We start from the raw sequence: 22,648 nt of genomic DNA, 5'->3' as shown, positions 1-22,648 counted from the left end.
ACATATCCGCTATAAGGAGGAACTATGCTCTCACACCTGACTATTGGAATCATCAGCATCTTTATCTTATACATGTTACTCCCCAGTCTTTTAACACGGCTGGCGGGGTATGGCGTCATGCGCCGGGGGACGTCTCCCAAGGAGGTGGCTTTCACCTTTGATGATGGGCCGCATCCGGAATACACCCCCAGATTGCTGGATCTTCTGGCACAGCATAAAGTAAAAGCCACATTTTTCGTACTTGGTTCGCAAGCGGAACGGTATCCTGAGCTGATCAAGAGAATGGACCGGGAAGGCCATCAAATTGGCATTCATAATTATATACATACCTCCAACTGGCTCATGCTGCCCGGCACCATCCGTAGGGGGCATCTGAAGCGGACTGCAGATATTGTGGAGTCAATCATCGGAACCCGGCCTGATTATTACCGTCCGCCTTGGGGATTGATCAATATGTTCGACTTCTTTCGCCTGAAGCAGTACCGGATTGTGCTGTGGTCGCTGATGGCACATGACTGGAGCCGGAAGAAATGTCAGACCTCCCTGCGCTCAACACTGTTGAACCGTATCCGGGACGGGTCTATTATTGTGCTGCATGACAGCGGAGATACGCTGGGGGCGGACGGAAATGCTCCTCATTATATGCTCCAGGCTCTGGAGGAAGTACTGAACCAGCTGAAGACCAGAAACCTGAAATGTGTCCGGGTGGATGAAATGGCTTAACCTGAGATAAGTGTTCCGTTTAGATGAATAGGATCATTCGCTGACTACAATTACATAATTTTGCATAAAAGCGACTTCACTGCCAAATATATTGAATTTGCATAATAAAAAAATGATAGACACAAATTTGTGAAATTTATCACGTTGTTATTATTAAAATTTTAATATATAATATGAATATACCAAAAAACAGGGGGAATTGTTGTGAAGCTAGTAAAAGGATTGATTGTTGCAGGTGTGGCGGCAGCGTTGCTGTCGGGTTGTGGAAATAATAATGATAAAGCCAATGAAGCGGCAAGCGCAGCTCCGTCTGCAAGTGCGGCGGCTGAAACTACAGATGCACAAAGCACAGCGTCCATCGTAAACCAAGCGGATGCTTTTACCAAAGCAGTAAGTGCTGAAGGCAACTGGATTGTAGCGATTCTGAATGATCTGACTGTAGACACCGATGTGGTTGTTGCCGGAGAATTCCATGACAAAGGCAAAGCAGAGAATGCCATCTACCGCAAACTGGCTCTGTATGCTCAGGATGCAGATCACAAAATCACTGCCAGCTACACACTGACTGCCCCTAAGGTGACTGTTCAGAGTGAAAACTTCAAAGTGCAGGGCGGAACAATCAAAGGTGACGTTTATGTAGAAGCCAAAGGCTTTACGCTCGACAAAACCGCAACAATCGACGGCAACCTCTACTTTAAGAGCGATGATCTGAAAACAAGTGCTGTCCTCGAAGGTAAAGTAACCGGCGAAACAGCCGTTAAATAATCCTGGTTCTGAACAACAGCTATCATTTTATCTTCATAAAAAAATGCCTGTAGACCGTACCCGCTTAGGGTTCAAATCTGCAGGCTTTTTTTCTGTATCTCCCTATCCATAATATGGTACACTTAACGGACTTAATCCTTAAGGAGCGGTGATGAATATGAAGCGGATCATTGGCCTTCTGCTCTTGTGCACTGCATTGTGGATCAGTGGCTGCAGTGGTAAGGCCTCTATTTATGACGGGATCGAGAAGCAGGATATTACAAGTATCAAGAGTATCAAGGATCTGAATTTTATTTATGAATATAAAGGGCATACCGATAACTGGGCGTCCGCCTATTATGTGTATCAACTGAAGAATGACAATGATAACCATGTCACACGATTGTTTTTGAAATATATTGGCAAAGAGCCTGGCCCCTCAGGTGAAATGAAATATAAGTATACTACAGAAGGCGGTCATAACGGGAGTGGGACTCTGTCTGATGCCCAGTCGCCATCCCCTATATATAATCTCGGTTCCTCCGGGGGGAACGGGTCCATTGCCGACCAGAATTCTGTGGTGAACATGCACGTGGAATGGGATGGTGGTACGGAAGAAATTGAGTTGATGCCTGTAAACCCACGGAAGTAGGTGAGTTGATGCCTGTAAACCCACGGAAGTAGGGCTTGGGTAGCCGGGTAACAAGAGGGCTAACTAAGCTGCGACATATATTCATAAGCCGTGATTCCGAACATGCTTTTGAAATGACGGTTGAGATGGGTCAGATCGGCAAAGCCGTAATCCGCCACAGCTGCATAGATATCTCTTGAACGTTCAATAGCCTGTTTGGCACGCTCCACCTTGCAGTTCAGAAAAAATTGATAAGGGGAGATGCCGGCATGGCTTTTGAACTCACGGATAAACTGATATTTGGACAGGCCAAATTCTTGACACAGGTCATCGAGCTTCAGCACTTGATCTATGTGGGAGTTCATCATTTCTTTCGCTTTTTGCACAAAAGCATTGTTCTTCCTCCTCGGTGCGGCGATCTCCGTTTCCGACAAAAGGCCTCCCAGCCTGAACAACAGCTCACTGGACCAAGCCTCATCTGTGCCGTTGCGGATCGATTGGTTCAAGCTTAGGATGCAGGAAGCTAAATCAGCATCGTAGACAATAGGGGAGGTGAAGCGCAATTCCTGACCCCCGAGAATCTCAGCGAACAGGTCCGGTTTGATGTACAGCATTACATAATCAATGCCCTCCCTGTCATAGGAGCTGCCGTCATGGTACTGTTCACGGTTGAACAGCATGACGCCATTTTTATGGGAAGCCTGAAAGCTGCCCTCCAGGTTATACTGCTGAATCCCGCGCAGGGTTACCCCGACGGCATACTCCTCATGGCAATGCTTTTTGTAAGTGAAATCGGTAAAGCTTGCTGACAAGGACAGGATATCTGCCGATTTGGCATAGTTGAATTTCTCCACGGAACTCACCTCCAAGGCTTTATAGAATCCCTGACACCATCACTGCGGAATACACGAGAAACAGTGCCATCAGGGTATTGAACAACCGGTGATGCTGCTGCAGCAAATTTTTGAAGACAGCGCCGCACACCACCCAGGTTACAAACGCCAGAAATCCGATGACCGTAATCATCAGCACAAACAGAAACGAAGCCGAAGCCGAAGGATAATAAGGCAGGACATAGCTGGGAATAACGGTTAAGGTGAACAGCAGCACCTTCGGGTTGATTAGCTGCATAAGCAGGCCTGAGGCAAAATTGGCGGTCTGCACCGGTGCGGCTTCCGCACGCCCCATCCGATAGATTTGATAGGCCAGGTAGAGCATATATAGACTGCCGGCAATCTGCATGATGACCAGTATATCCGGAATTATGCCGGCAAGCACATGATTAAGCAGGGCAGAAGCGGCAAGCAGCATACCAAAGGCGATCGTTGCTCCCCAGACGTATTCCATGGTTTTTTTGGCACCGTGATGCTGCACAGATGATAAAATAACAATATTGGTAGGCCCGGGTGTGAATGTGACCACAATACAGTAAATAATGAAGGATGCGATGTTCATAATGACCCCCTATACAAGTAGTCACATGAATATACACCCTGTTGCGGAATGGCTATAGTATATTATTGCAGCGTCCAATAAAGGAAGCACCCGTCAAATCTGTGCACGAACTGTCGGAACCGGGTCCTGAAAGGCTGTTATTCTAGGTTCGAGGGGAGGATTCAACAGCATGAACGTACTTGAAAACATGAACGATGCATTATCCTACATTGAAGATCATCTCACAGAAGAGATTGATTTTAAAGAGGTGACAAGGCGGGCATTATGCTCCGAATATCATTTCAAGCGGATGTTTTCATTCCTTGCCGGGGTGCCGCTCTCGGAGTATATCCGCCGCAGACGCCTTACGATTGCCGCATTCGAGCTGCAACAAAGCCAGCTGCGGATCATCGACGTGGCGGTGCATGTCGGATACAGTTCACCGGATGCGTTCACGAAGGCGTTCCAGCTTTTTCATGGAGTGACTCCCTCTGAAGCGCGGGCGGGCAGTCCCTCTCTGAAGTCCTTCCCCCGGATGACTTTTCAGTTGACCATCAGAGGAGGCAGTGAAATGAATTACCGTATCGAGGAAAAAAAGGCGTTTCGTATTGTCGGGCTGAAGAAAAGGGTTCCCATTCAATTCAGCGGTGTGAACCCGGAGATTGCCGCCATGGCGCAAAGCCTGAACCTGCAGATGATCACCGAGCTGAAGCAGCTGTCGAATACCGATCCGGCGGGGATCATCAGCGCATCGGTCAATTTCTCCGAGGGCCGTATGGAAGAAAAAGGGGAGCTGGATCATTACATCGGGGTTGCTACAACACTGGAAGGTCCGGAGCCTTATGCCCAGCTTGAGGTTGCCGCTTCTACATGGGCTGTATTTGAAGCCGTCGGGCCTTTTCCGGATACCCTCCAGAATATTTGGGGCCGGATATACTCCGAGTGGTTCCCTTCTTCCAGCTACGAGCTAGTGGAGGGGCCGGAAATGTTATGGAATGAGAGCCAGGACACGGCCTCGCCCACGTACAGAAGTGAAATTTGGATACCTGTTCAAGCTTCAGGCCTGAATTCAGGTATCTAACCACTGGCGGTATTTTTTAACTAAAAACAATCTTTGGCCCCAGCCCTCAAGCTCAGTATGGTATGGTTAGGTTGTATTCATCAACAGCAAGAGTGAGGTGTTATGGGATTGGTTCAAGCCAAGGAAGTATTGAGCAACCAGTTGCTCGCGAACGCAAATGACCCCAGCTGGTATGTGACCTTCACAGCATCCGTGCAGGGTTTAAGTGAAGAAGAGGCTGCATGGAAGGCGGATGAAGACAGCAATAGCATTGCCGAGCTGGTCCAGCATCTGCTGTACTGGAATCAGACCTGGCAGACCCGGTACCGGGAGGCCAGTGTTCAAGCTGTCCCTTCTGTAGAGAGCAACGACCATACGTTTGCGGTTCCCCCGGATCTTTCATTTCAGCAGCTTCAAACCCGGTTGCTGGCGGTGCTGTTGGATTGGCAGAGCCTGTTAACCGAAGCACAGCTGGCAGAAGATATACGCGAATTCCCCGGCAGCCAGTGGTGGGAAATCGTCGGGAATGTGACCACCCACAATGCTTACCATATCGGGCAGATCGTATTGATCCGCAAGCTGCAGAAGAGCTGGAAGCGAAGTCGGCAATAGAATAAGAGGACAAAAAGATATTTCGCTTGATATATTGACCATGTGAAATAGATAAGAGCATCTCGGTTTTGGAGATGCTTTTCACAATTTCGGGACGTTTGTTCTTTCATTACTATGTACGGAAAAGATTAACCGATTTACATTGATGATTATTCTTATTATTTTCAAAAATGGATACAAACAGCATATGAAGTAACACATAGTTGATGACTTTTAGACTTAGAAAATCAAAAGCCCTGCAGCATTCCCCGCAAGGCATTTTGTTATTCGATCATCCCCATCTCACGGAGACGGTGCTTGATCACTTCAATTTTCCCTTTTCGTTCTTCCTTCATTATATATTCTTCCTCCAAGAATCTTAATACCTCTAAATTAATTATAAGACTAGGATCGTCTGAAATCCGCTGTAGAAGTCCAATAAGTAATTTACACTCACTACGCTCAAGTCCATTTATAATGTCAATTTTACTATACTGAGCGTCCAGTATATCTCCAATTCGCTTATATCCTGCTTGGGTGAGACTTTTTAGCATTTTGTTTACGGGAGTCCTTTTTTCGCCGGGTTTTACTGCTAATTTGATGTGATTAATAGGCAGTCCTTCACCGGCTATATGTATCATGAAACTGTCTCTTAAGGTGCCTTGGAGTTCATTGGCCATCTGACATCACCTCAATATAAATATATGGTTAACATAACATTCTCAATGAGTGAATTAATAGTTGTAAAATATTACAGTGCGCCATCGCTCCCGATTGGAGACGCCTGCTGGATCATGAGCAGCGGACGCTGATATAATGTGAATACCTGTCATCCTGGAGGGAAACCATGAAGCTGAGCCATCTTTTTTTTCACATCCATTATTGCAATTTCAGAAAAATAAATGACAACCGCAAGCCTTCGAGCCGGATCAGCCGGGCATTGGATCATCATGAGCTTATATTGGTCAGCGCAGGGAAGGGCAGTATTACAATAGAGAGAAAAAAATACCCTTTCAAAGCGGGCATGCTGTTCTACCTTACCCCTGGTCTGCCGCATACGATAGAGATGGACAGGCAGGAGCCGGGCAGGTTTCAATCCGTTCATTTCAGTTATGGATATGTTGGATTACGTGAAGGCGAGTGGTTCGTCCGGCCGGAAGCGGAGAATCTCCCCCTGCAGGCGGCCCAGCAGCTGAAGGACTATTACCAGGTGGAGGAGCAATTCCATAAGCTGGTGGACTGCTGGGACGCGAAGCTGCCGGGGTATGAATATGTATCTAAAACTGCCTTCCAGCAGCTCCTCATCGCCATTTACCACAACACCAAGAAGCAGAATCAGAATTATGCAACTTCTTTGAAGGTAGAAAAGCTGATTCAGTACATGCGTGAAAATATCCATCGCAAACTAACCTTGACTGAATTATCCGGTCAGGCTCAGCTGTCCCCCACGTATCTCTCCAGAGCATTCAAAGAAATTACAGGAACCACGATCATCGAGTTCTTTAATCAATTGAAAATGGATGCCGCCAAAGAAATGCTTCTGGAAGGCGATCTGAGAATCAAAGAGGTGGCCGGGGCGCTCGGTTTTGCGGATGAGTTTTATTTTAGCAGGATTTTTAAAAAGACAGAGGGGATTAGCCCTTCGCAATTTCACAGCAAAAATGTCCATGGAGTCTAAGATTGTGCATGGTTTGAAGCCATTCCTGCTGCTAGGATAAGGATATAATCGTGAAGCAGAAGGAAGGCCGTATGTCATGCCGGTTTGGAAAAGAAATTTGATTGTCTGCTGGTTCGGAATCTTTGTAACAGGGGTAGGGATGAGCCAGATCGCACCGGTATTGCCGCTCTATATTCAGCAGCTTGGTGTGGAGAATCCTGCTTCCATTGCCCGGTTATCCGGGATCGCTTTTGGCATCACTTATGTGATATCCGCACTGTTCTCACCCATATGGGGGCTGGCGGCGGACAAACTCGGCCGGAAACCGATGCTCCTGCGGGCAAGCCTGGGCATGGCGGTAATCATCGGGTGTATGGGATTTGTACACAACGTCTATATCCTGATCGGGCTCCGCTTATTACAGGGGACGATCACTGGATATGGTACGGCCTGCACGACGCTGATTGCCACCCAGACGGATAAGGAGCACGCGGGATATGCTCTTGGCACCCTTTCAACGGCAAGCATCGCGGGTTCTTTGTTGGGGCCGTCCCTTGGCGGTTTTATCGCCGAGAACATGGGGCTGGAGGACACCTTTTTCCTGACTGGAGCTCTGCTGCTGGCCGCCTTCATCTTGACCCTGCTATTTGTACAGGAATCCTTTGTCCGCGAGGACAAGCAGGCGCTTCGGTTCAAGGAAGTATGGAGCAGTGTGCCTGAGAAAAACCTGACGATTACCCTGTTTGTGAGTTTTTTCGTGTTAACGGTCGCTTTGTATACGGTTGAGCCGGTTATCACTGTGTATGTGAACCATTTGTCCAGAAGCGGCAGCCATATTGCGCTAATCGCCGGACTCACCTTCTCGGCATCCGGACTGGCGAATATTATCGCCGCTCCAAGATTAGGCAGGCTTTCGGACCGGATTGGCGCACACAGGGTAATGCTGGCTGCGCTGATCACGGCGGGGCTGATTTTCATCCCTCAAGCTTTTGTGCAGAATCCCTGGCAGCTTATGGGCCTCCGTTTTGTGCTGGGCCTTGCCGCAGGCGGACTTATTCCTTCCGTGAACATTCTGGTCAAAAAGATCACCCCCTCTTCAATTACTGGCAGAGTGTTTGGATTGAACATGTCGGCAGGCTACCTGGGGATATTCGGGGGATCGGTGCTGGGCGGGCAAATTGCCGCCTGGTTTGGGATCCGGTATGTATTTTTTATTACAGCTGCGTTGTTATTGATCAATGCCGTGTGGGTGTATTTCAAGGTGTATAAGAAACTTAACAGCCAATAAAGAGAATGAATAGGAGCGTGTAACGACAATGGGAAATGTAAAAGAGCCTGAAGAATTAAACGCGGCTACTACAGCGCTTGTGGTGATTGACTTGCAGAACGGGATTGCCAGCACTGGCCGTGAGCTGCATCCCTATCCGGTGGAGCAGGTGATCCGTAATGCAGACAATCTGGTGAAGGCTTTTACGGAGAAAGGTGCTTTTGTGGTGCTGGTAAGAGTCTCTACGCTCGACGGGAAAGATATGCTTAAACCCAAAACGGATTTGCAAGTAAACCCGCCGCAGTACCCTGAAGGCTGGGACCAGATTGTGCCTGAATTAGCCAAATATCAGGGGACGTACACCCTTGCCAAACATCAATGGGGAGCGTTTTTCGGGACAGATCTCGACCTCCAGCTCCGCCGGCGCGGGATTCGTACAATCGTACTTTGTGGTATATCTACCTCTATCGGTGTGGATACCACCGCAAGAGAAGCTTATCAACTGGGTTATGACCAGGTTTTTGCCGAAGATGCCATGGGTGCTTCCAGCCGGGAGGAACATGAATTTGTCTGCAAAACGATCTTTTCCCGGATTGGACGGATTCGGACGAGTGCAGAAGCGGCTGCCTCATTAACATAACACGCTGGTTGAAAGGATAAGACTTTTATATGAGAACGGTCGGTGAAATAATTATTTACTGACCGTTCTCATTATGTTAAGATGATTTCGTGAGCAGGAGATCAATTTTTTTTGATAATAATAGAATGATCGTTCCCATAAAAGACCTCAATCGGCTTTAGAGAACGAATCGGAAAAGGAGAAATGGACAATGGGTAAATTGGAAGGGAAAGTAGCTTTTATTACCGGAGGGAATAGCGGCATCGGGCTGGCCACTGCAAAATTATTCGTAAACGAAGGAGCCAAAGTAGTGATTACCGGACGGAACCAGGACACTCTAAATGCGGCAGTTGAGGAGCTTGGCGCTGCGAGCGCACTTGGGGTTCAAGCAGACACTACTGATCCAGCAAGTCTGGAACAGGCGGTTGCGGCTGCGGTAGAGAGATTTGGTACGCTGGATGTGGTATTTGCAAATGCCGGAATTTCAGGCTACACCCCTGTTGGGGGAACGGAGCTCTCCCTTTTCGAGAAGGTGCTGCGAACGAATGTGACAGGCGTCTTTTTCACCGTTCAGGCGGCTGTTCCTCACTTGAAGGAGGGGGCTTCCGTGATCTTGAACAGCTCTGTGCTGGCGGAAGCCGGAAGTCCGGGCACATCTGCCTATGCAGCCAGCAAAGGTGCGGTCAGCAGTATGGCGAGAGTGCTGGTGTCAGAGCTGGCACCGCGCGGAATCCGTGTGAATACAATCTCTCCCGGAGCCACGCGGACGCCAATCTGGGGAAACGCTGAAGGTTTGGCCGCCAAAGAAGCAGTACTCACCCGTTCAGTTCCGCTGAAGCGCTTGGGTGAACCGGAGGAAATTGCCCAGGTAGCCGTATTTTTGGCATCAGATGCAGCTTCTTATGTCAACGGAGCGGATATTGGCGTCGATGGCGGTTCAGGCTCTTCTCCATTTGGAGCTCCAATCTATAAATAAGGGATTATCGTTCTTTTGAGCACAGAACAATAAATCCGGGGATGCCTATAGGGCATCTCTTTTTGCTGTTATGGGAATAGAGTGGATACGGAGACTATTCTATAATTAATATAGCCAAATACATAAGCATGATCAAACAAATGTTATAATAAGGTAAATCACTGTGCTGGAGGTGAGAAAAGCATGAGGACAAGATCGCCAGGGATACTGTCGCTGCTGGCAATATGCTGGGTAGCAGCGTCTTGTGACTCAGGCGGGACGCCTGAATCCGTATCGGTTGCGTTGCCCCGCAAGTTGACTTCTGAGCAGGCGGGCAAGTTGATTACAGCAAATATAAATGAAACCTCTTCCCGAAATGGTACGGCTCATTGGACCGACATCACACCCCCGGATATTTGGGAGCAAACCGGGCATCAGCTTTTTAAAAATATAGAAGAGACTTCAAGCTGGGATACCTTTGCCGTATCTGACGGGAAGGCAGTGCAGATCGGAATTGGATTCGGCGGGTATGGTGTAACAAGTGCTGTTCCTTACGACGTGAACAAGGACGGGACAGCGGATATCGTCTATGCGTATTCTTTTGGATCAGGAATTCATCGTTCGGTTATCGAATGGCTGGACTTGCAGGATTTCACCGAGCATGTCGTCTCGAATAAACCCGAGGCTAAGGAATTCCGGCAGGAAGATCTTATCCTGAAAATCGAAAATGAGAACATCGCTGTTTACCGCATTGAAGGTATGGATAATAACAAAGCCAGTTTCGATGTATTGCGTACATACCCCACGACTAAGGATATTGAGAAAATGACTCTAGTAAAAGAAGGGGAGCTGGTATGGGAAAATAGTGAATTCTTTAATATTCCTGAAAAATGAACGTAAGTGAATGAGAGAATAACGAATGCGGATTAGGGGGATAACCTTGTTTCATCCTGTGAGTCTTTTGGTACCGCTGTTGATTTTGCTGCCCAATCTGCTGTTTTTCCAATTAGAACCTCAGAACATGCCTGACAAGACGACACGAAATCGCTTTTTTACCGGGGCTGAATTCATCGGGCGGATGGGAGTGATTATTGTTCCGCTTTTTTATTCCCTGCATATGCAGAACGGTTTGGAGGTCCTTGCACTGATCGTAATGCTGCTTTCACTGGGCATTTACTATTACGGTTGGGGCAGATATTTCAGGAATGGAAGACCGTACAGGCTGTTGTTCACGCCGCTCATGGGGATTCCCGTACCTCTGGCGTTAAGCCCGGTTCTCTATTTTCTGTCTGCTTCCGTAATCCTGCACTCCGGCTATTTATTAATCTTCAGCCTTATTCTTGGAGCGGGGCATATTCCCGCCAGTCTGAGTGACTATCGACGAAATGTGTAAAACTTAATAGAATAATCATCCGGCTGTGACCCGATAGGAGTTTTGTTGTCTTGCAGCTGCGGTCTGTCGTTCACGATTAATTTTATGATTAGAGATATATGGTAATAGATTGGGAGGAAAAATGATGTGGAAAGGTTTACTTTTGAAAACACACTGGATTGCAGCAGTTGTATTGATGGCCTTGGCAGGGATATGGGGCTCCGGCATAAGCGAAGGCAGCGGTTCAAAGATCAAGCCTGGCACTGTCTACACCCGCAACTCGGCAGGAGAGCAGGTGATTGCCTATAATGCGGGCCATTTGTATACGCTGGATAAGGATGGTCATGTCATGATTTCGTACAATAACGGTAAAACTAAGGTGAAGGCTCCGCTAACCTTGAATCCGGGTTATGACGAAGAGTCGGGTATGACCGCAGATGGATCAGGTTTCTTTATTTCCACAGATAAAACAGCCATTGTGTATGGAGGCTCCAGGGCAATTCCGGTTCAGGTGCTTATCACCAACGATCAGGGGAAGACCTGGAATACCTACCCGGTGACCAAAGAGGTCACTGGCACCACCAAAAACATCGGGTTCATTAACAAAAATGACGGCTGGATGATACTCAGCAGCTTCAAAGGGATGGGCAGTGAAGACCATTATCTCTACAAAACGAGGGATGGCGGGAAGACCTGGAACGAAGTGAAGGGAAATGCCAATGAAGTGTATGCAAGAGTATTAACCGGAGCAGGCTTCGCAAATGACAAGATCGGTTTTATGGGGTTCAGATATGAGACGGACTTCCAGCCGGCCGTTTGCTGGACGCAGGATGGAGGTAAAAGCTGGACCAAGCTTCATCTCAAACTGCCTGGCGGCTTTGAAGAGTATAGCCTGACGCCGCTGTCTCCGGTATTCGACGGGGCACGGGGGCAGTTCCCGGTACAGCTCAGCAAGGATGGTGCGAGTAACGTTGTGGGTACGATATACTTGACCAGCAGCAATTACGGCAAGACCTGGAAGTATCAAAAGCTGGTGCGAAACCTGAATCCATAGGGTAAAGCAGCCTTACGAATAAGGCTGCTTTACTTTTAACAGCTTAATTTTTCATAAAATCAATCACTGCCAAACTTAAGCAGGAGGACGTCATAATCGTTGTTGGCTAGATACGAACCGGTAACAACATATCCGCCATCACTGGCAGCTGCGACGCTTCTGCCTATTTCGCCTGTGTCGCCAAAACTATAGGTATTCGACCATTGCGTGTTTCCGGAGCCGTCAATTTTTAACATTAACAGATCTTCCTTGTACACTGCAGGAGTAATAAAACCTGTCACTATAAAGTTGCCATCCTTCGCAAGCTTGATATCGTTGGCAAAATCGCCATTGGTCGCATGGAATTGCCGGCTCCAGCTTTGACTGCCGGACGTACTGACTTTGGTTACAAAAATATTGTAAAGTTGACTATTATTCGGTAGATCAACATTATTGATGGACCCGGCTGCCACATAACCGCTTGATGTTGCAGCAACGCCGTTCAACATTGAATAGCGGTCCAGTGTAGATTCAAATACGGTGTTACCGCTTCCATTTACTTTCACCATTAAGCCATACATCCGTTGAGCCGTTCCCGGATTAATAATTTCGGAGAGCGTTTTATATCCGACGGCTACATAACCGCCATCCGGTGTCACAGCCACCCCGTAAAAACGGTCTTCAAGGTTATCTTTGCCGAAAGTCCGGGTCCATTGGATATTGCCGTTTGCATCTACCTTCAGCATATAAGCGTCGTTGGAATTACTGCTGCTCTCCTTGGTGCCGACAACGATATATCCACCGTCAGTGCCAAGCTCCATAGCCTGGGCCTCTTCCTTGACTGGCCCTCCGTAGGTTTTCGACCATTGAACTGTACCGCTTGCATCGGTCTTGACCAGAATGACATCTGAAGAACCGCTGGCATTGCTTGTCCCGGCAATCATATAACCGCCATCGCTGGTTGCCCGTACTTCAGCTCCAGATTCGGCTCCTGTTCCTCCATAAGCGTATGCCCATTGCAGAGTTAGAGCAGCGTCTGTCTTGGCAAATATGATATCTTCATTTCCATTCACAGTGGTTGAGCCGGTGTACACGTAGCCGCCATCGCTCGTTTGCACGATAGAATAACCGAAATCACGCGGCGAGAAATTATAATTGCTGGCTGCTTGCAGTTGAGGCGGCAGCAGACTTGCCGCTTGCTGGGATGGTATCGCCTTTTGGCCCGTATCTACTGAATTGCTCTGATCCAACAAATCAATAACTTTAATATCAGCCTTCTGTGCAATTTCTTGACTTTCGGTTTGTGGAAGAATGTTGTTGGCTGGAAGCACAGCTTCCTCTGCAAATGCTAATTGCGACGAAAACAACATAGTGACGGCCAGTGTGGAGATAACAGAAATTGACTTTCGCATAACCAAACACCTCCAAGTTTTATTTTTTGACGCTAAGGGAAATATTCCCAAATTCATTCTATTCTTTTTTTCATGATAAATCTACCATCTGGATTATAATTATTGAATAATTTGTTATATTTACAAATATAGTGATGTCATTTTGACAATAAAAAACCCACCTCGATTACGAAGTGGGCTTCGCTGCGCTATGTATTGCTGTTTTTTGCCAAAAGAGAGACTTAATTTTCTTCGCCTTTTACTTCTCTGTCAGGCAATTGGGTTACATAGCTGTCAGACAGGTGAAGCAGCTCCAGCGCGCGGTTGAATTCATCTTCTGTAGCTTGCAGAGGTTTCATGCCGTCACCGGATAACGTATAATGCTGGCCATCCTTGAATCCGCTGCCGGACAGAAACAGCTCTTCATTATTTACAAATGAGCCTGTCGGCAAATAATAGCGCTGTGGAAGCAGATTATACGCGGATTGATTCAACAGATCCTGCCCGAAATGAATATGGCTGTCAAGGGATACCCCTAATAGATTGGATACCGTTGGTAAAATATCTACCTGCCCGCCTAATTGTTCCTTCACGCTTGGCGTCGTTAATCCCGGGGAGGCGATGATCAGCGGAATATTAATCAAATCGCGTTCCGTATATTTATGATTCAGAATTTCCTCCAATAAGACATGATCCTCTTCCTTGAGGGAGAAAATGGGCAGTCCCCGGTGATCGCCGTACAACATAATTAAGCTGTTATCCCATACACCATTCTGCTTAAGCTCATCGATGAACTGGCCAAGAGCATAGTCAGCATAATTCTGGGCACGAATGTAATTCCCGACAAGCGTTCCTTCAAAGCGTTCCGGCAGCGCCATCTTGTATTTATCTTCGGGAATGGTGAACGGATTATGCGATGACATCGAGATCACGTGGGAATAGAACGGCTGGCTTCTCTGGTCCATTCTCGCCAGTTCTGCGGATGTCTTCTTGTATAGAATTTCATCGGAAGCCCCGTAGAATACCTTATCGTCTTCACCAAAAAAGGCCTTGTCATAGTAACGGTCAAAGCCCAATGCTTTGTACAGCTCACCACGGTTCCAGAAGTCAACCTCATTGGTATGAAACGTTGCCGTGTCGTACCCTTGCGCCTGCAGCAGCTTGGGCAGGCTGGGAAGCTCTTTGGGAGCATAGATGTCGGTAGCCGGTCCATCCGGCGGAACATAAAAGGAAGTGTTCACGATAAATTCCGCATCCGAGGTATTGCCTTGACCGACCTGCTGGTAAAAACGCGGAAAGTAAAAGTTTCCTGCGGCCAGCTTGTTCATATTAGGAGTAATCTCCTGCCCATCGATGGACAGATTAATCAGGAAATTCTGGAAAGACTCCATTTGAATGATAATCAGATTTTTTCCCTTGGCAGCACCGAACAGGGCCGGGTTGGATTGCTCCTGAATGCCCTTTTTTTGATCGATGGCGGCTTGTGTGATTTGGGAGAGTTCAATTTGCTCTTCTTTATGCTCTGCAAGCAGGGCGTAGGCTTCATAATTAAGAATTCCCATTTGCTCGGCTTGAACCGTTTCATTCATACTGGCCTGATTCGGGAAAATATTCATCATACAAATGATCAGCGAAATGCAGAACAGGGCAGCGACCGCTTTGCGGTTGCTCCGGCGGGACATGGCTTTTTTCCAGGCGACGGCCTTTTTCCGGCTGAACATCACCAGGCTAATGATAATGATATCCAGAAAAATCAGCATATACTGCGGGTGGAGCACCGAAAATATGCTTTTCTTCACGGCTCCAACCTGTTTGGCCTGACCGATAACCTGAGAAGTGGCAATAATGCCAAAATGATTATGATAGACAATCAAAGAGAAAAACAAAACCGTAATCAATAAATTGACAATCATGTAGATAGCGATTTTCCGTTTGGTGGCGAACCATTCAATCAGGCAGAATATCAGCAGGATGAACGGGATTTCTTTCAGCCATGTTGTCCAGGTAGGACCATCCTCGAACAAGTAATACCAGGCAAAATAGCTTTTCGCAAGCATGATCAGCGAGAAAAAAAGTATAGATCTTTTGCTGAGTGTACGTGGTTCCTTCAACCGCATTTCTTATGCGCATCCTTTTCTATATAATTAGTTCATTCTATTACATGAAAGCGATCAAAATCAACTAGATTAGGAGCCAGATTTTGCATAATAAGTGACTATTGTTCGATTACAATATGTGGAACATATGTTACAATCACTCTGCAAAAGAATATTGCAACAATACACATACATACGGAGGGAATGGCAGGATGAAGATTAAAGGTCTGGAAGGATTAACATGGGAAACGCTGGAGCAGGAGGTAGGACAAGGTGGTAAATTTGTCGTTTATACTTTTTGCATCTCCATCCTCATAATGACCTTCTGGAGAAGCTCGTCCATATATTACATAGCACCAGGAATGGGTGCAGTGGGCACAGGATTGAAATTCACCGTATTTAGCGTTTTGTTCGGATGGTGGGGCATACCGTGGGGGCCAATTTATACTATTGGAGCGCTGATTACCAATTTCAAGGGGGGCCGTGATATGACCGTAGAGGTCCTGAATTCCTTGGCAGAACAACGGGGACCGCAGCAGCAAATTGGTTAATTACAAATCAAGGGTCCCCTTTGCGGGGGCCTTTTTTGATGCCGTGGGCATACTGGACTATGTTGAAGCAAGGAGGCCTAACCCAATCTACAGCTTCTATGTTAAAATAACCCTGGATTAAATATCTGCGCTGGAAGATTTGAAACGAGGTGGCTGTATTGTTCAAAATAATGCTGATTGAGGACGATGTTACGCTTTTTGGCGAGATTAAGGAACGGTTATCCCAATGGTCGTATGAGGTATACGGCATTTCCGATTTCGGGAAGGTCCTTCAGGAGTTTACGGCGGCCAAGCCTGAACTGGTCATTGTTGATATCCAGCTTCCCCAGTTCGACGGGTTCCATTGGTGCCGGATCCTGCGCGCGCATTCCAATGTGCCGATTATTGTTCTGTCCTCCCGCGACCACCCGAGCGATATGGTTATGTCGATGCAGTTCGGAGCAGATGACTTTATCCAGAAGCCGTTCCATTTCGAAGTGCTTATCGCCAAAATCCAGGCCACGCTGCGCCGGGTGTATAACTACAGCACCGAGCGGACTGAGCTGAAGACATGGCGTGGGGCAACGATTGAATATGTGAAGAATACGATAACCTTGGAACATGAGTCTGCTCTGCTGACGAAGAATGAAATGTTAATCCTCAAAATACTGGTGGAGAGTAAGGACCGGATCGTTGAGCGTGAAGAGCTGATCAGAAAACTGTGGGATAATGAGCATTTTGTGAGCGACAACACCCTGACCGTAAATGTGAACCGGCTGCGTAAAAAACTCGAGCCGCTGGGTCTGGATGCATATATAGAAACCAAGGTGGGGCAAGGCTATATGGCTACCGAAGAGGCGCTGGTATGATAAGAAAATACATAAAGGAGAAGTTAAGCTGGCTCCTTCTGCTTGGCGGGCTGCAGATCATTTTTTTGTTCGTGGCTTATGTGGATTCATCCATTCCGTTCTTGTCCGTATTGTATATTGTCGTACTGAACATCATGGTATGTACAACTTTTGTGTTTCTCCGGTATCATAAGGAAACCCGTTTTTATCAACGGATGGGCGCTTGGGACGAGGTATATGATCTGAGCACCTTCAAGGAAGCGAACAGTCCATTCGAAAGGATGGTGCAGGAGGCAGTCAATGCCCAAACCGAACGTTACAGACGGGAGTCCTCTGCAAATTTTCAACTGCTTGAACAGGAGAAGGACGATCTGCTGTCCTGGATTCATGAGGTCAAAACTCCGCTTACGGCCATGCAGCTGATGATCGAACGGCTGACGGATGAAACGCTGAAGCCCAAATTAATGTACGAATGGCTGCGGGTTCATCATTTGCTGGACCAGCAGCTTCATCAGAAACGGATTCCGTTCATGCGCAACGATCTGTATATCGAGATGATCCGGCTTGAACCCGTCCTGAATAAAGAGATTCAGGCGCTGAAATCCTGGTGTATTCCCAAAGGAATCGGTTTTGATGTGGACCTTGCCGTCGAAGCGGTGCTCACGGATGGCAAATGGCTTGGGTTTATTCTTAGGCAGCTGCTGACAAATGCCGTAAAATATAGTGAAAACTCCGACATTCTCATCCAGAGTAGGGAAAAGGCGGGCCACACCGTGCTGATCATTGAAGATCATGGAAGAGGGATTGACCCCAAAGATTTACCGCGGATATATGATAAAGGCTTCACTTCTACCACCGGGCGCCAAGAGGGAGCCGCCACAGGCATGGGACTCTACCTGACAAAACAGGTGGCGGAGCCGCTGCAGATCGGCATTCATGCAGATTCAATGCTTGGCGAAGGCACTACGTTTACCTTGACTTTTCCGCGTAAAAATGACTTTTTGCGCATTACGGGCATGTGACAACAATGTCACATGCCTTTTCGTTTTGTTCGCCGAAACGCAGGATAATATAACGTAACCCGCTTATGATAGATTTAAAGAGATCAGACATAGTGCAACATCAGAGGATCGAGGTGTTTTGATCTTAATCTTTTATAGATCAGACATAGTGCAACATCAGATGATCAAGTGGGTTTATCCAGGTACCGCTGCAGTTAAGCGGGTCCCGCAGGGACGGCAAGCGATCCTACTCCCCACATTCCCAAGTCCAGCCAATCTGAACGCCTACGCTAATTGCACTTCACCGGGTGTCCAGAGGGCGGAGCCCTTGGGGCCCTCCCTTGGCTAAGGGAGGGTTTGGGAGGGATCGAAATTTTTAGGGATCGAAATCACTTTAGGAGTTGAAAATCACCAATGATTCTGGAAGCGAACAAAATTTATAAAACGTATGGCAACAAATTCAACAGACAGGAAGTGCTGAAAGGAATCGACCTTCAAGTCAGCAAAGGCGAGTTCGTCGGCATTATGGGGGCTTCCGGTTCGGGAAAAACCACCCTGCTGAACGTCCTTTCCTCCATTGACCGGGTAAGTCAGGGAACGATTGAAATCGAAGGCAAGGAATTTACGCGGATGAAGGAGAAGCAGCTGGCGGAATTCCGCAAACAGCATCTGGGGTTTATTTTTCAGGAATACAATCTGCTGGACACCTTGACCGTCAAAGAAAATGTGCTGCTGCCGCTTTCGATCACCGGCATATCCAGGAGAGAAGCGCACCAGAAGTTCGAGCAGGTGGCAGGCGAGCTGGGGATCTACGAATTGAAAGATAAATACCCAGCGGAAATCTCCGGCGGACAGAAACAGCGGACCTCGGCGGCACGGGCGTTTATCCATGATCCGAGCATTATTTTTGCAGATGAGCCTACCGGTGCGCTTGATTCCAAGTCAGCCTCCGACCTGCTGAATAAGCTTGCCGACATGAATACGAAACGCCAGGCCACGATTGTGATGGTCACCCATGATGCGATTGCCGCCAGCTATTGCAGCCGGGTAGTGTTTATCCGCGACGGTCAAATTTACACGCAGCTGAATAAAGGCGATGAAGCACGGCAGTCCTTTTTCAACGATATTATGAAGACCCAGAGTGTATTGGGCGGTGTCCAGCAATGAGCATCAACTATATTATCCTGCTCAATCTGCGGAAAAACATCAAAAACTATTATCTGTACGTCTTTGCTCTGGTCTTCGGGGTGGCGCTGTATTTCTCTTTTGTTACGCTTAAGTATGACCCGTCCTTGGATATAGTCGCCGGTTCGATTAAAGGGGGAGCCGCCCTCGGCGCATCTTCGGTACTGCTGGTGGCCATAGTCGCTATTTTCCTGTTGTATGCAAACACGATCTTCATTAAGCGGCGCAGCCGCGAGATCGGGCTGTTTCAACTGATCGGACTAACGAAGGGGAAAATCTTCAAGCTGTTAAGCGCCGAGAACCTGATCCTGTATTTCGGGTCCATGCTCCTTGGGATTGGTGCCGGGTTTGCGGTGTCGCGGCTGATTCTGATGATTTTGTTCAAAATTCTGGCGATTGAATCTGTAGCCAAGCTCCGCTTTTCAATGGAGGCGCTGCAGCAGACCGTGATTGTCTTTGCCGGGATATATCTGCTGATCATGCTGATGAACTATACATTTATTAAAGCACAGAGCATTCTTTCCCTGTTCAAGGTCAGCTCCACCGCACAGGAACGCATCCGGAAAATGCCGCTGTGGGAAATTGTCCTCGGCTTGCTCGGCATCGGCTGTATCGCGTCAGGTTATTATTTATCGACCCTGCTCTTCAGCGGAAAATTAGATGACATGACCAGGCTGATGACCTCGATGATTGTTATCCTGGGACTGGTTATTATCGGCACGTACCTGTTCTACAAAGGCACGGTCAGCTTTGTGTTCAACGCTATCCGCAAGAGTAAACAAGGCTACCTTACCATTAATGAGGTGCTCTCGCTCTCGTCCATTATGTTCCGGATGAAGTCAAATGCGCTGCTGCTGACGATCATTACCACAGTATCCGCGCTGGCAATCGGTCTCTTGTCACTCAGTTATATCGCATATTATTCGGCAGGAGCGACAGCCAAAGACAACTCGCCTGACGATTTCGGGTTTGCGCAGGTGGAAGCCAAAGAGCGGTTTGTGCAGGCGCTGGATAAGGCGCACATCAAATACAGCGAGGTCCATATGCAGCCCATCCCGATGGAAGTCGATGGCTCGCAAATTATGGAACAGGGTTCCCGGAACACGGTTATTTCGACACTCGTAGTCAGTGACAGCAGCGTGGAGGGAGTCGATCTGAAGCCAGGAGAAGCGCGGATTATGGGCTATTATAACAATGTTTTGAGCAGTTATATGACTCTGAAGGAAAGCGGCGGGGTTGGCTTTAAAACCATGAACGGTACGATAGAGCAGCAGCTCACAGGGATCTCCGGGAAAACAATTATGCCTTACTTTTACAGCAAAGGCGCTGGAGTGTTTGTGGTCGATGAGACGGTTTATGAGGAGCTGGCTCAGGGTCAGGACCCCAAGCTAAGAAGTGCTAAGGGAGCGGCAGCAGCAGATTACTTCGGGATAGAACTTGCCGACCGTTCTCAGCTAAAGGACGCAAATCAAATTTTTACGGATCAGAAGCCGGGGGAGATGAGCATCTCACAATATGAATACAAAATGAACCACCGGAGCGGGATGGGGCTCATTATGTTTATAGTAGGGTTCCTGGGTTTGACCTTCCTGATCACCTCCGGCTGTATTTTGTACTTCAAACAAATGGATGAGGGAGAGGAAGAAAAGGCAGGCTACACTATTCTGCGGAAACTGGGCTTTACCCAGGGGGATCTCTTGCGGGGTATTCAATTCAAGCAATTGTTCAATTTCGGCATCCCGCTGGTCGTTGGCCTGAGCCACAGCTATTTCGCCGTCAAATCCGGCTGGTTCTTCTTCGGCACGGAAATGCTCACCCCGATGATCATGGTCATGCTGCTGTACACAGTGCTGTATTCCGTTTTTGGCTTCCTGTCGGTTCTGTATTACAAGCGGGTCATTAGCGAGTCGTTGTGACCAAAAAGCACATATTGGTAAAAAATGGAGGAGTACGCCTGGCAGCGGCTCCTTTTTTGTTGGTTCCACAGGAATAGTTGAATTAAAAGTGAACTAATTTACGCACAGAGTGGAAATCTGGTTCATATCTGGTATAATAAAAAATAATAATCAGGAAATATATTGCAATACAGCTATAACACAATTGATGAAAAAGGATAGGTGGAAACAGCCCATGGCGAAAATTGATCGTCATACTTTTCAGACCAAAACCAGACATATGTCTGCCGATCTGAAGCAAAAAATCAACTCGGGGGCTTACAGTCCGGGAGAATACCTGCCTTCCGAGCTGGCACTGACAGAACTGTACAAACTAAGCAAAAATTCCGTAAGGTACGTTCTGGATGAGCTTGTCCAGGAGGGATTGATTATTAAAATTCCCCGGGTGGGCACACAGGTGGCAAAATCTATTGCCAAGGAAACCATCCGCTTTGGCGTATATCCCTCGTTGTATAAGGAAGCGGGGATGGAGGAACTGATTAGGCGTTTCCACGAAACCCATCCGCATATTCACGTGGAAACCATTGAGCTTCCGTACGTGAGTTCAGACAGCATCGCCAATCTCATCAAGCTGGGGATTGTGGATGTGTTAACCGTCAACCTGCAGGATATGTACCAGTTCAAGGAGAGAAATTCCCTTGATTTGTTTGCCGGCCAGGATCGGCATGACAATATATACCCTTTTCTTACAACTTATTTTGAGAAGGAACCGGGGGTTGTGGCAGCCCAGCCTTTCGTGTACTCGCCCGTTATTTTGTGTTACAACAAGGAGCACCTTAAGGAGAAAAGACTGGGAGAACCGAACAGCAGCTGGAGCTGGGATGAGCTGGCAACGCTGCTCCGGGAGCTTAAGGCGCCTCACCGCTACAGCATCGCTTTTCAGCTGTTTTCCATGAACCGGTGGCCGATTTTCTGGATGCAAAATGAGGACGATCCGGCTTCGGCTGATTACAATCCGTCCCAGGACGGAACCAGCTTGCCTACAGAAGGGTTACGCTGGCTCAGGGATCTTGTGACGGAGGAAGGAATATTTCCTCTGGCCCTGGCTCAGGGCGAATTCGAAGCTGAGAAATTGTTTAGAGAGCAGAAGGTATCGGTCATGCTCACCACGTATTACATGCTGAATGAGCTGAAGAATGCGGATTTTTCCTTTGATATTGCTCAGCTGCCGCATTTTAAGAATGATAAGACACTCCTTCTGTCCACAGGCATTGCTCTCAGTGCAGAATCGGGGCATAAGGAACCGGCGGCCTGTTTTGTGAATTATCTCACTTCTGATGAGGCGCAGACCTATATCCGACAGCACACCTACAGTTTACCTGCGAGCAGATACATTACGGAAACGGTTTCCGTAGATATGATTAACAAACCGTCCAGGCTGGAGCTGCACCGTGACTACAGTTCAAAATACACGACGTACCACGACCTGTCTATGTCCATTGAAACCCTGATCCGATTTGGAGAAAGCCTGAAGCAATATATGTCTTATTTAACGGATGAAGAGGGACTTGCTGAAGTACTGCTTCCGGCCAAAAGCCTTAATTGACAAAAAACGC

General features: G+C 47.6%; 23 protein-coding genes. 18 read left to right on the top strand and 5 right to left on the bottom strand.

Features of this window, described 5'->3' with window-relative positions; all coding sequences use genetic code 11:
- Nucleotides 1-24 precede the first annotated feature (24 nt).
- From PRIO_RS20940 to PRIO_RS20930, 3 genes are all read left to right on the top strand, one after another.
- On the top strand, nt 25-723 hold the full coding sequence (locus PRIO_RS20940) for a polysaccharide deacetylase family protein (RefSeq protein ID WP_046504523.1): 699 nt from the start codon (nt 25-27) through the stop codon (nt 721-723).
- A 204-nt stretch (nt 724-927) separates the two neighbouring features.
- Nucleotides 928-1,488, top strand: a complete 561-nt coding sequence (locus PRIO_RS20935) for a polymer-forming cytoskeletal protein (RefSeq protein WP_046504520.1) — start codon at nt 928-930, stop codon at nt 1,486-1,488.
- A gap of 157 nt (nt 1,489-1,645) precedes the next feature.
- On the top strand, nt 1,646-2,119 hold the full coding sequence (locus PRIO_RS20930; RefSeq protein ID WP_046504517.1) for a hypothetical protein: 474 nt from the start codon (nt 1,646-1,648) through the stop codon (nt 2,117-2,119).
- Between the two features lie 59 nt (nt 2,120-2,178).
- Here PRIO_RS20930 and PRIO_RS20925 read toward each other — a convergent pair whose 3' ends face one another.
- Both PRIO_RS20925 and PRIO_RS20920 read right to left on the bottom strand, forming a co-directional pair.
- Nucleotides 2,179-2,952 (bottom strand): AraC family transcriptional regulator, encoded by a 774-nt coding sequence (locus PRIO_RS20925; protein WP_020433692.1) that lies wholly within the window; start codon nt 2,950-2,952, stop codon nt 2,179-2,181.
- Nucleotides 2,953-2,971: 19 nt separating this feature from the next.
- Complete coding sequence (locus PRIO_RS20920; RefSeq protein ID WP_020433690.1) at nt 2,972-3,553, bottom strand: LysE family translocator; 582 nt, start codon at nt 3,551-3,553, stop codon at nt 2,972-2,974.
- Between the two features lie 169 nt (nt 3,554-3,722).
- On the opposite strand from PRIO_RS20920, the gene PRIO_RS20915 reads away from it, so the two are divergent.
- Entirely contained in the window at nt 3,723-4,613 is an 891-nt protein-coding gene (locus PRIO_RS20915; protein WP_020433688.1) for an AraC family transcriptional regulator, read from the top strand.
- 108 nt (nt 4,614-4,721) lie between these two features.
- Nucleotides 4,722-5,204 (top strand): DinB family protein, encoded by a 483-nt coding sequence (locus PRIO_RS20910; protein ID WP_085981687.1) that lies wholly within the window; start codon nt 4,722-4,724, stop codon nt 5,202-5,204.
- Nucleotides 5,205-5,467: 263 nt separating this feature from the next.
- Here PRIO_RS20910 and PRIO_RS20905 read toward each other — a convergent pair whose 3' ends face one another.
- Entirely contained in the window at nt 5,468-5,863 is a 396-nt protein-coding gene (locus PRIO_RS20905) for a hypothetical protein (protein ID WP_046504514.1), read from the bottom strand.
- Nucleotides 5,864-6,030: 167 nt separating this feature from the next.
- Here PRIO_RS20905 and PRIO_RS20900 point away from each other — a divergent pair, with 167 nt between their 5' ends.
- The 7 genes from PRIO_RS20900 (at nt 6,031) to PRIO_RS20870 (ending at nt 12,107) form a co-directional block, all read left to right on the top strand.
- Entirely contained in the window at nt 6,031-6,861 is an 831-nt protein-coding gene (locus tag PRIO_RS20900) for a helix-turn-helix transcriptional regulator (RefSeq protein WP_020433682.1), read from the top strand.
- Nucleotides 6,862-6,937: 76 nt separating this feature from the next.
- Nucleotides 6,938-8,128, top strand: coding sequence for a multidrug efflux MFS transporter (locus PRIO_RS20895; protein ID WP_046504509.1), 1,191 nt, complete (start codon nt 6,938-6,940; stop codon nt 8,126-8,128).
- A gap of 28 nt (nt 8,129-8,156) precedes the next feature.
- Nucleotides 8,157-8,747 carry an isochorismatase family protein gene (locus PRIO_RS20890; RefSeq protein ID WP_020433680.1) on the top strand — a complete coding sequence of 197 codons (591 nt, stop codon included), beginning with the start codon at nt 8,157-8,159 and terminating at the stop codon, nt 8,745-8,747.
- 190 nt (nt 8,748-8,937) lie between these two features.
- Nucleotides 8,938-9,702, top strand: a complete 765-nt coding sequence (locus PRIO_RS20885; RefSeq protein ID WP_020433679.1) for an SDR family NAD(P)-dependent oxidoreductase — start codon at nt 8,938-8,940, stop codon at nt 9,700-9,702.
- A gap of 318 nt (nt 9,703-10,020) precedes the next feature.
- Entirely contained in the window at nt 10,021-10,575 is a 555-nt protein-coding gene (locus PRIO_RS20880; protein WP_144412123.1) for a hypothetical protein, read from the top strand.
- A gap of 58 nt (nt 10,576-10,633) precedes the next feature.
- Entirely contained in the window at nt 10,634-11,074 is a 441-nt protein-coding gene (locus PRIO_RS20875; RefSeq protein WP_167345647.1) for a hypothetical protein, read from the top strand.
- Between the two features lie 121 nt (nt 11,075-11,195).
- The gene (locus PRIO_RS20870) at nt 11,196-12,107 is read left to right on the top strand and encodes a sialidase family protein (RefSeq protein WP_141639231.1); all 912 of its coding nucleotides are present in this window, start codon (nt 11,196-11,198) and stop codon (nt 12,105-12,107) included.
- A gap of 59 nt (nt 12,108-12,166) precedes the next feature.
- On the opposite strand, the gene PRIO_RS20865 is transcribed toward PRIO_RS20870, so the two are convergent.
- A complete protein-coding gene (locus tag PRIO_RS20865) occupies nt 12,167-13,498 on the bottom strand; it encodes a hypothetical protein (RefSeq protein ID WP_020433674.1) in 1,332 nt (443 codons plus the stop codon).
- Nucleotides 13,499-13,719: 221 nt separating this feature from the next.
- The gene (locus tag PRIO_RS20860; RefSeq protein WP_407944467.1) at nt 13,720-15,534 is read right to left on the bottom strand and encodes an LTA synthase family protein; all 1,815 of its coding nucleotides are present in this window, start codon (nt 15,532-15,534) and stop codon (nt 13,720-13,722) included.
- A gap of 251 nt (nt 15,535-15,785) precedes the next feature.
- On the opposite strand from PRIO_RS20860, the gene PRIO_RS20855 reads away from it, so the two are divergent.
- From PRIO_RS20855 to PRIO_RS20830, 6 genes are all read left to right on the top strand, one after another.
- The gene (locus tag PRIO_RS20855; RefSeq protein ID WP_020433670.1) at nt 15,786-16,124 is read left to right on the top strand and encodes a hypothetical protein; all 339 of its coding nucleotides are present in this window, start codon (nt 15,786-15,788) and stop codon (nt 16,122-16,124) included.
- Nucleotides 16,125-16,282: 158 nt separating this feature from the next.
- Nucleotides 16,283-16,972 carry a response regulator transcription factor gene (locus PRIO_RS20850; protein ID WP_020433669.1) on the top strand — a complete coding sequence of 230 codons (690 nt, stop codon included), beginning with the start codon at nt 16,283-16,285 and terminating at the stop codon, nt 16,970-16,972.
- Nucleotides 16,969-17,973, top strand: coding sequence for a sensor histidine kinase (locus tag PRIO_RS20845; RefSeq protein WP_020433667.1), 1,005 nt, complete (start codon nt 16,969-16,971; stop codon nt 17,971-17,973). The genes PRIO_RS20850 and PRIO_RS20845 overlap by 4 nt, the downstream gene beginning before the upstream one ends.
- A gap of 393 nt (nt 17,974-18,366) precedes the next feature.
- Nucleotides 18,367-19,119 carry an ABC transporter ATP-binding protein gene (locus tag PRIO_RS20840; RefSeq protein ID WP_020433665.1) on the top strand — a complete coding sequence of 251 codons (753 nt, stop codon included), beginning with the start codon at nt 18,367-18,369 and terminating at the stop codon, nt 19,117-19,119.
- Entirely contained in the window at nt 19,116-21,053 is a 1,938-nt protein-coding gene (locus PRIO_RS20835; RefSeq protein ID WP_020433664.1) for an ABC transporter permease, read from the top strand. Before PRIO_RS20840 ends, PRIO_RS20835 begins: the two co-directional genes overlap by 4 nt.
- 214 nt (nt 21,054-21,267) lie before the next feature.
- Nucleotides 21,268-22,638 carry an extracellular solute-binding protein gene (locus PRIO_RS20830; protein WP_020433663.1) on the top strand — a complete coding sequence of 457 codons (1,371 nt, stop codon included), beginning with the start codon at nt 21,268-21,270 and terminating at the stop codon, nt 22,636-22,638.
- Nucleotides 22,639-22,648 lie beyond the last annotated feature (10 nt).

Source organism: Paenibacillus riograndensis SBR5, from assembly GCF_000981585.1.
Classification (GTDB): Bacteria; Bacillota; Bacilli; order Paenibacillales; family Paenibacillaceae; genus Paenibacillus_AQ; species Paenibacillus_AQ riograndensis.
Note: the sequence above shows the minus strand (reverse complement) of the source record. Positions and strands in the feature narration are given on the sequence as shown.

Excerpts from the sequence above, each read along its gene's own strand:
- PRIO_RS20890 (WP_020433680.1), top strand. The coding sequence starts at position 8,157 with ATGGGAAATGTAAAAGAGCCTGAAGAATTAAACGCGGCTACTACAGCG.
- PRIO_RS20915 (WP_020433688.1), top strand. The coding sequence starts at position 3,723 with ATGAACGTACTTGAAAACATGAACGATGCATTATCCTACATTGAAGAT.
- PRIO_RS20830 (WP_020433663.1), top strand. The coding sequence starts at position 21,268 with ATGGCGAAAATTGATCGTCATACTTTTCAGACCAAAACCAGACATATG.
- PRIO_RS20940 (WP_046504523.1), top strand. The coding sequence starts at position 25 with ATGCTCTCACACCTGACTATTGGAATCATCAGCATCTTTATCTTATAC.
- PRIO_RS20905 (WP_046504514.1), bottom strand. The coding sequence starts at position 5,863 with ATGGCCAATGAACTCCAAGGCACCTTAAGAGACAGTTTCATGATACAT.
- PRIO_RS20855 (WP_020433670.1), top strand. The coding sequence starts at position 15,786 with ATGAAGATTAAAGGTCTGGAAGGATTAACATGGGAAACGCTGGAGCAG.
- PRIO_RS20900 (WP_020433682.1), top strand. The coding sequence starts at position 6,031 with ATGAAGCTGAGCCATCTTTTTTTTCACATCCATTATTGCAATTTCAGA.
- PRIO_RS20860 (WP_407944467.1), bottom strand. The coding sequence starts at position 15,534 with ATGCTTGCGAAAAGCTATTTTGCCTGGTATTACTTGTTCGAGGATGGT.
- PRIO_RS20865 (WP_020433674.1), bottom strand. The coding sequence starts at position 13,498 with ATGCGAAAGTCAATTTCTGTTATCTCCACACTGGCCGTCACTATGTTG.
- PRIO_RS20840 (WP_020433665.1), top strand. The coding sequence starts at position 18,367 with ATGATTCTGGAAGCGAACAAAATTTATAAAACGTATGGCAACAAATTC.
- PRIO_RS20930 (WP_046504517.1), top strand. The coding sequence starts at position 1,646 with ATGAAGCGGATCATTGGCCTTCTGCTCTTGTGCACTGCATTGTGGATC.
- PRIO_RS20885 (WP_020433679.1), top strand. The coding sequence starts at position 8,938 with ATGGGTAAATTGGAAGGGAAAGTAGCTTTTATTACCGGAGGGAATAGC.
- PRIO_RS20920 (WP_020433690.1), bottom strand. The coding sequence starts at position 3,553 with ATGAACATCGCATCCTTCATTATTTACTGTATTGTGGTCACATTCACA.
- PRIO_RS20870 (WP_141639231.1), top strand. The coding sequence starts at position 11,196 with ATGATGTGGAAAGGTTTACTTTTGAAAACACACTGGATTGCAGCAGTT.
- PRIO_RS20895 (WP_046504509.1), top strand. The coding sequence starts at position 6,938 with ATGCCGGTTTGGAAAAGAAATTTGATTGTCTGCTGGTTCGGAATCTTT.
- PRIO_RS20835 (WP_020433664.1), top strand. The coding sequence starts at position 19,116 with ATGAGCATCAACTATATTATCCTGCTCAATCTGCGGAAAAACATCAAA.
- PRIO_RS20845 (WP_020433667.1), top strand. The coding sequence starts at position 16,969 with ATGATAAGAAAATACATAAAGGAGAAGTTAAGCTGGCTCCTTCTGCTT.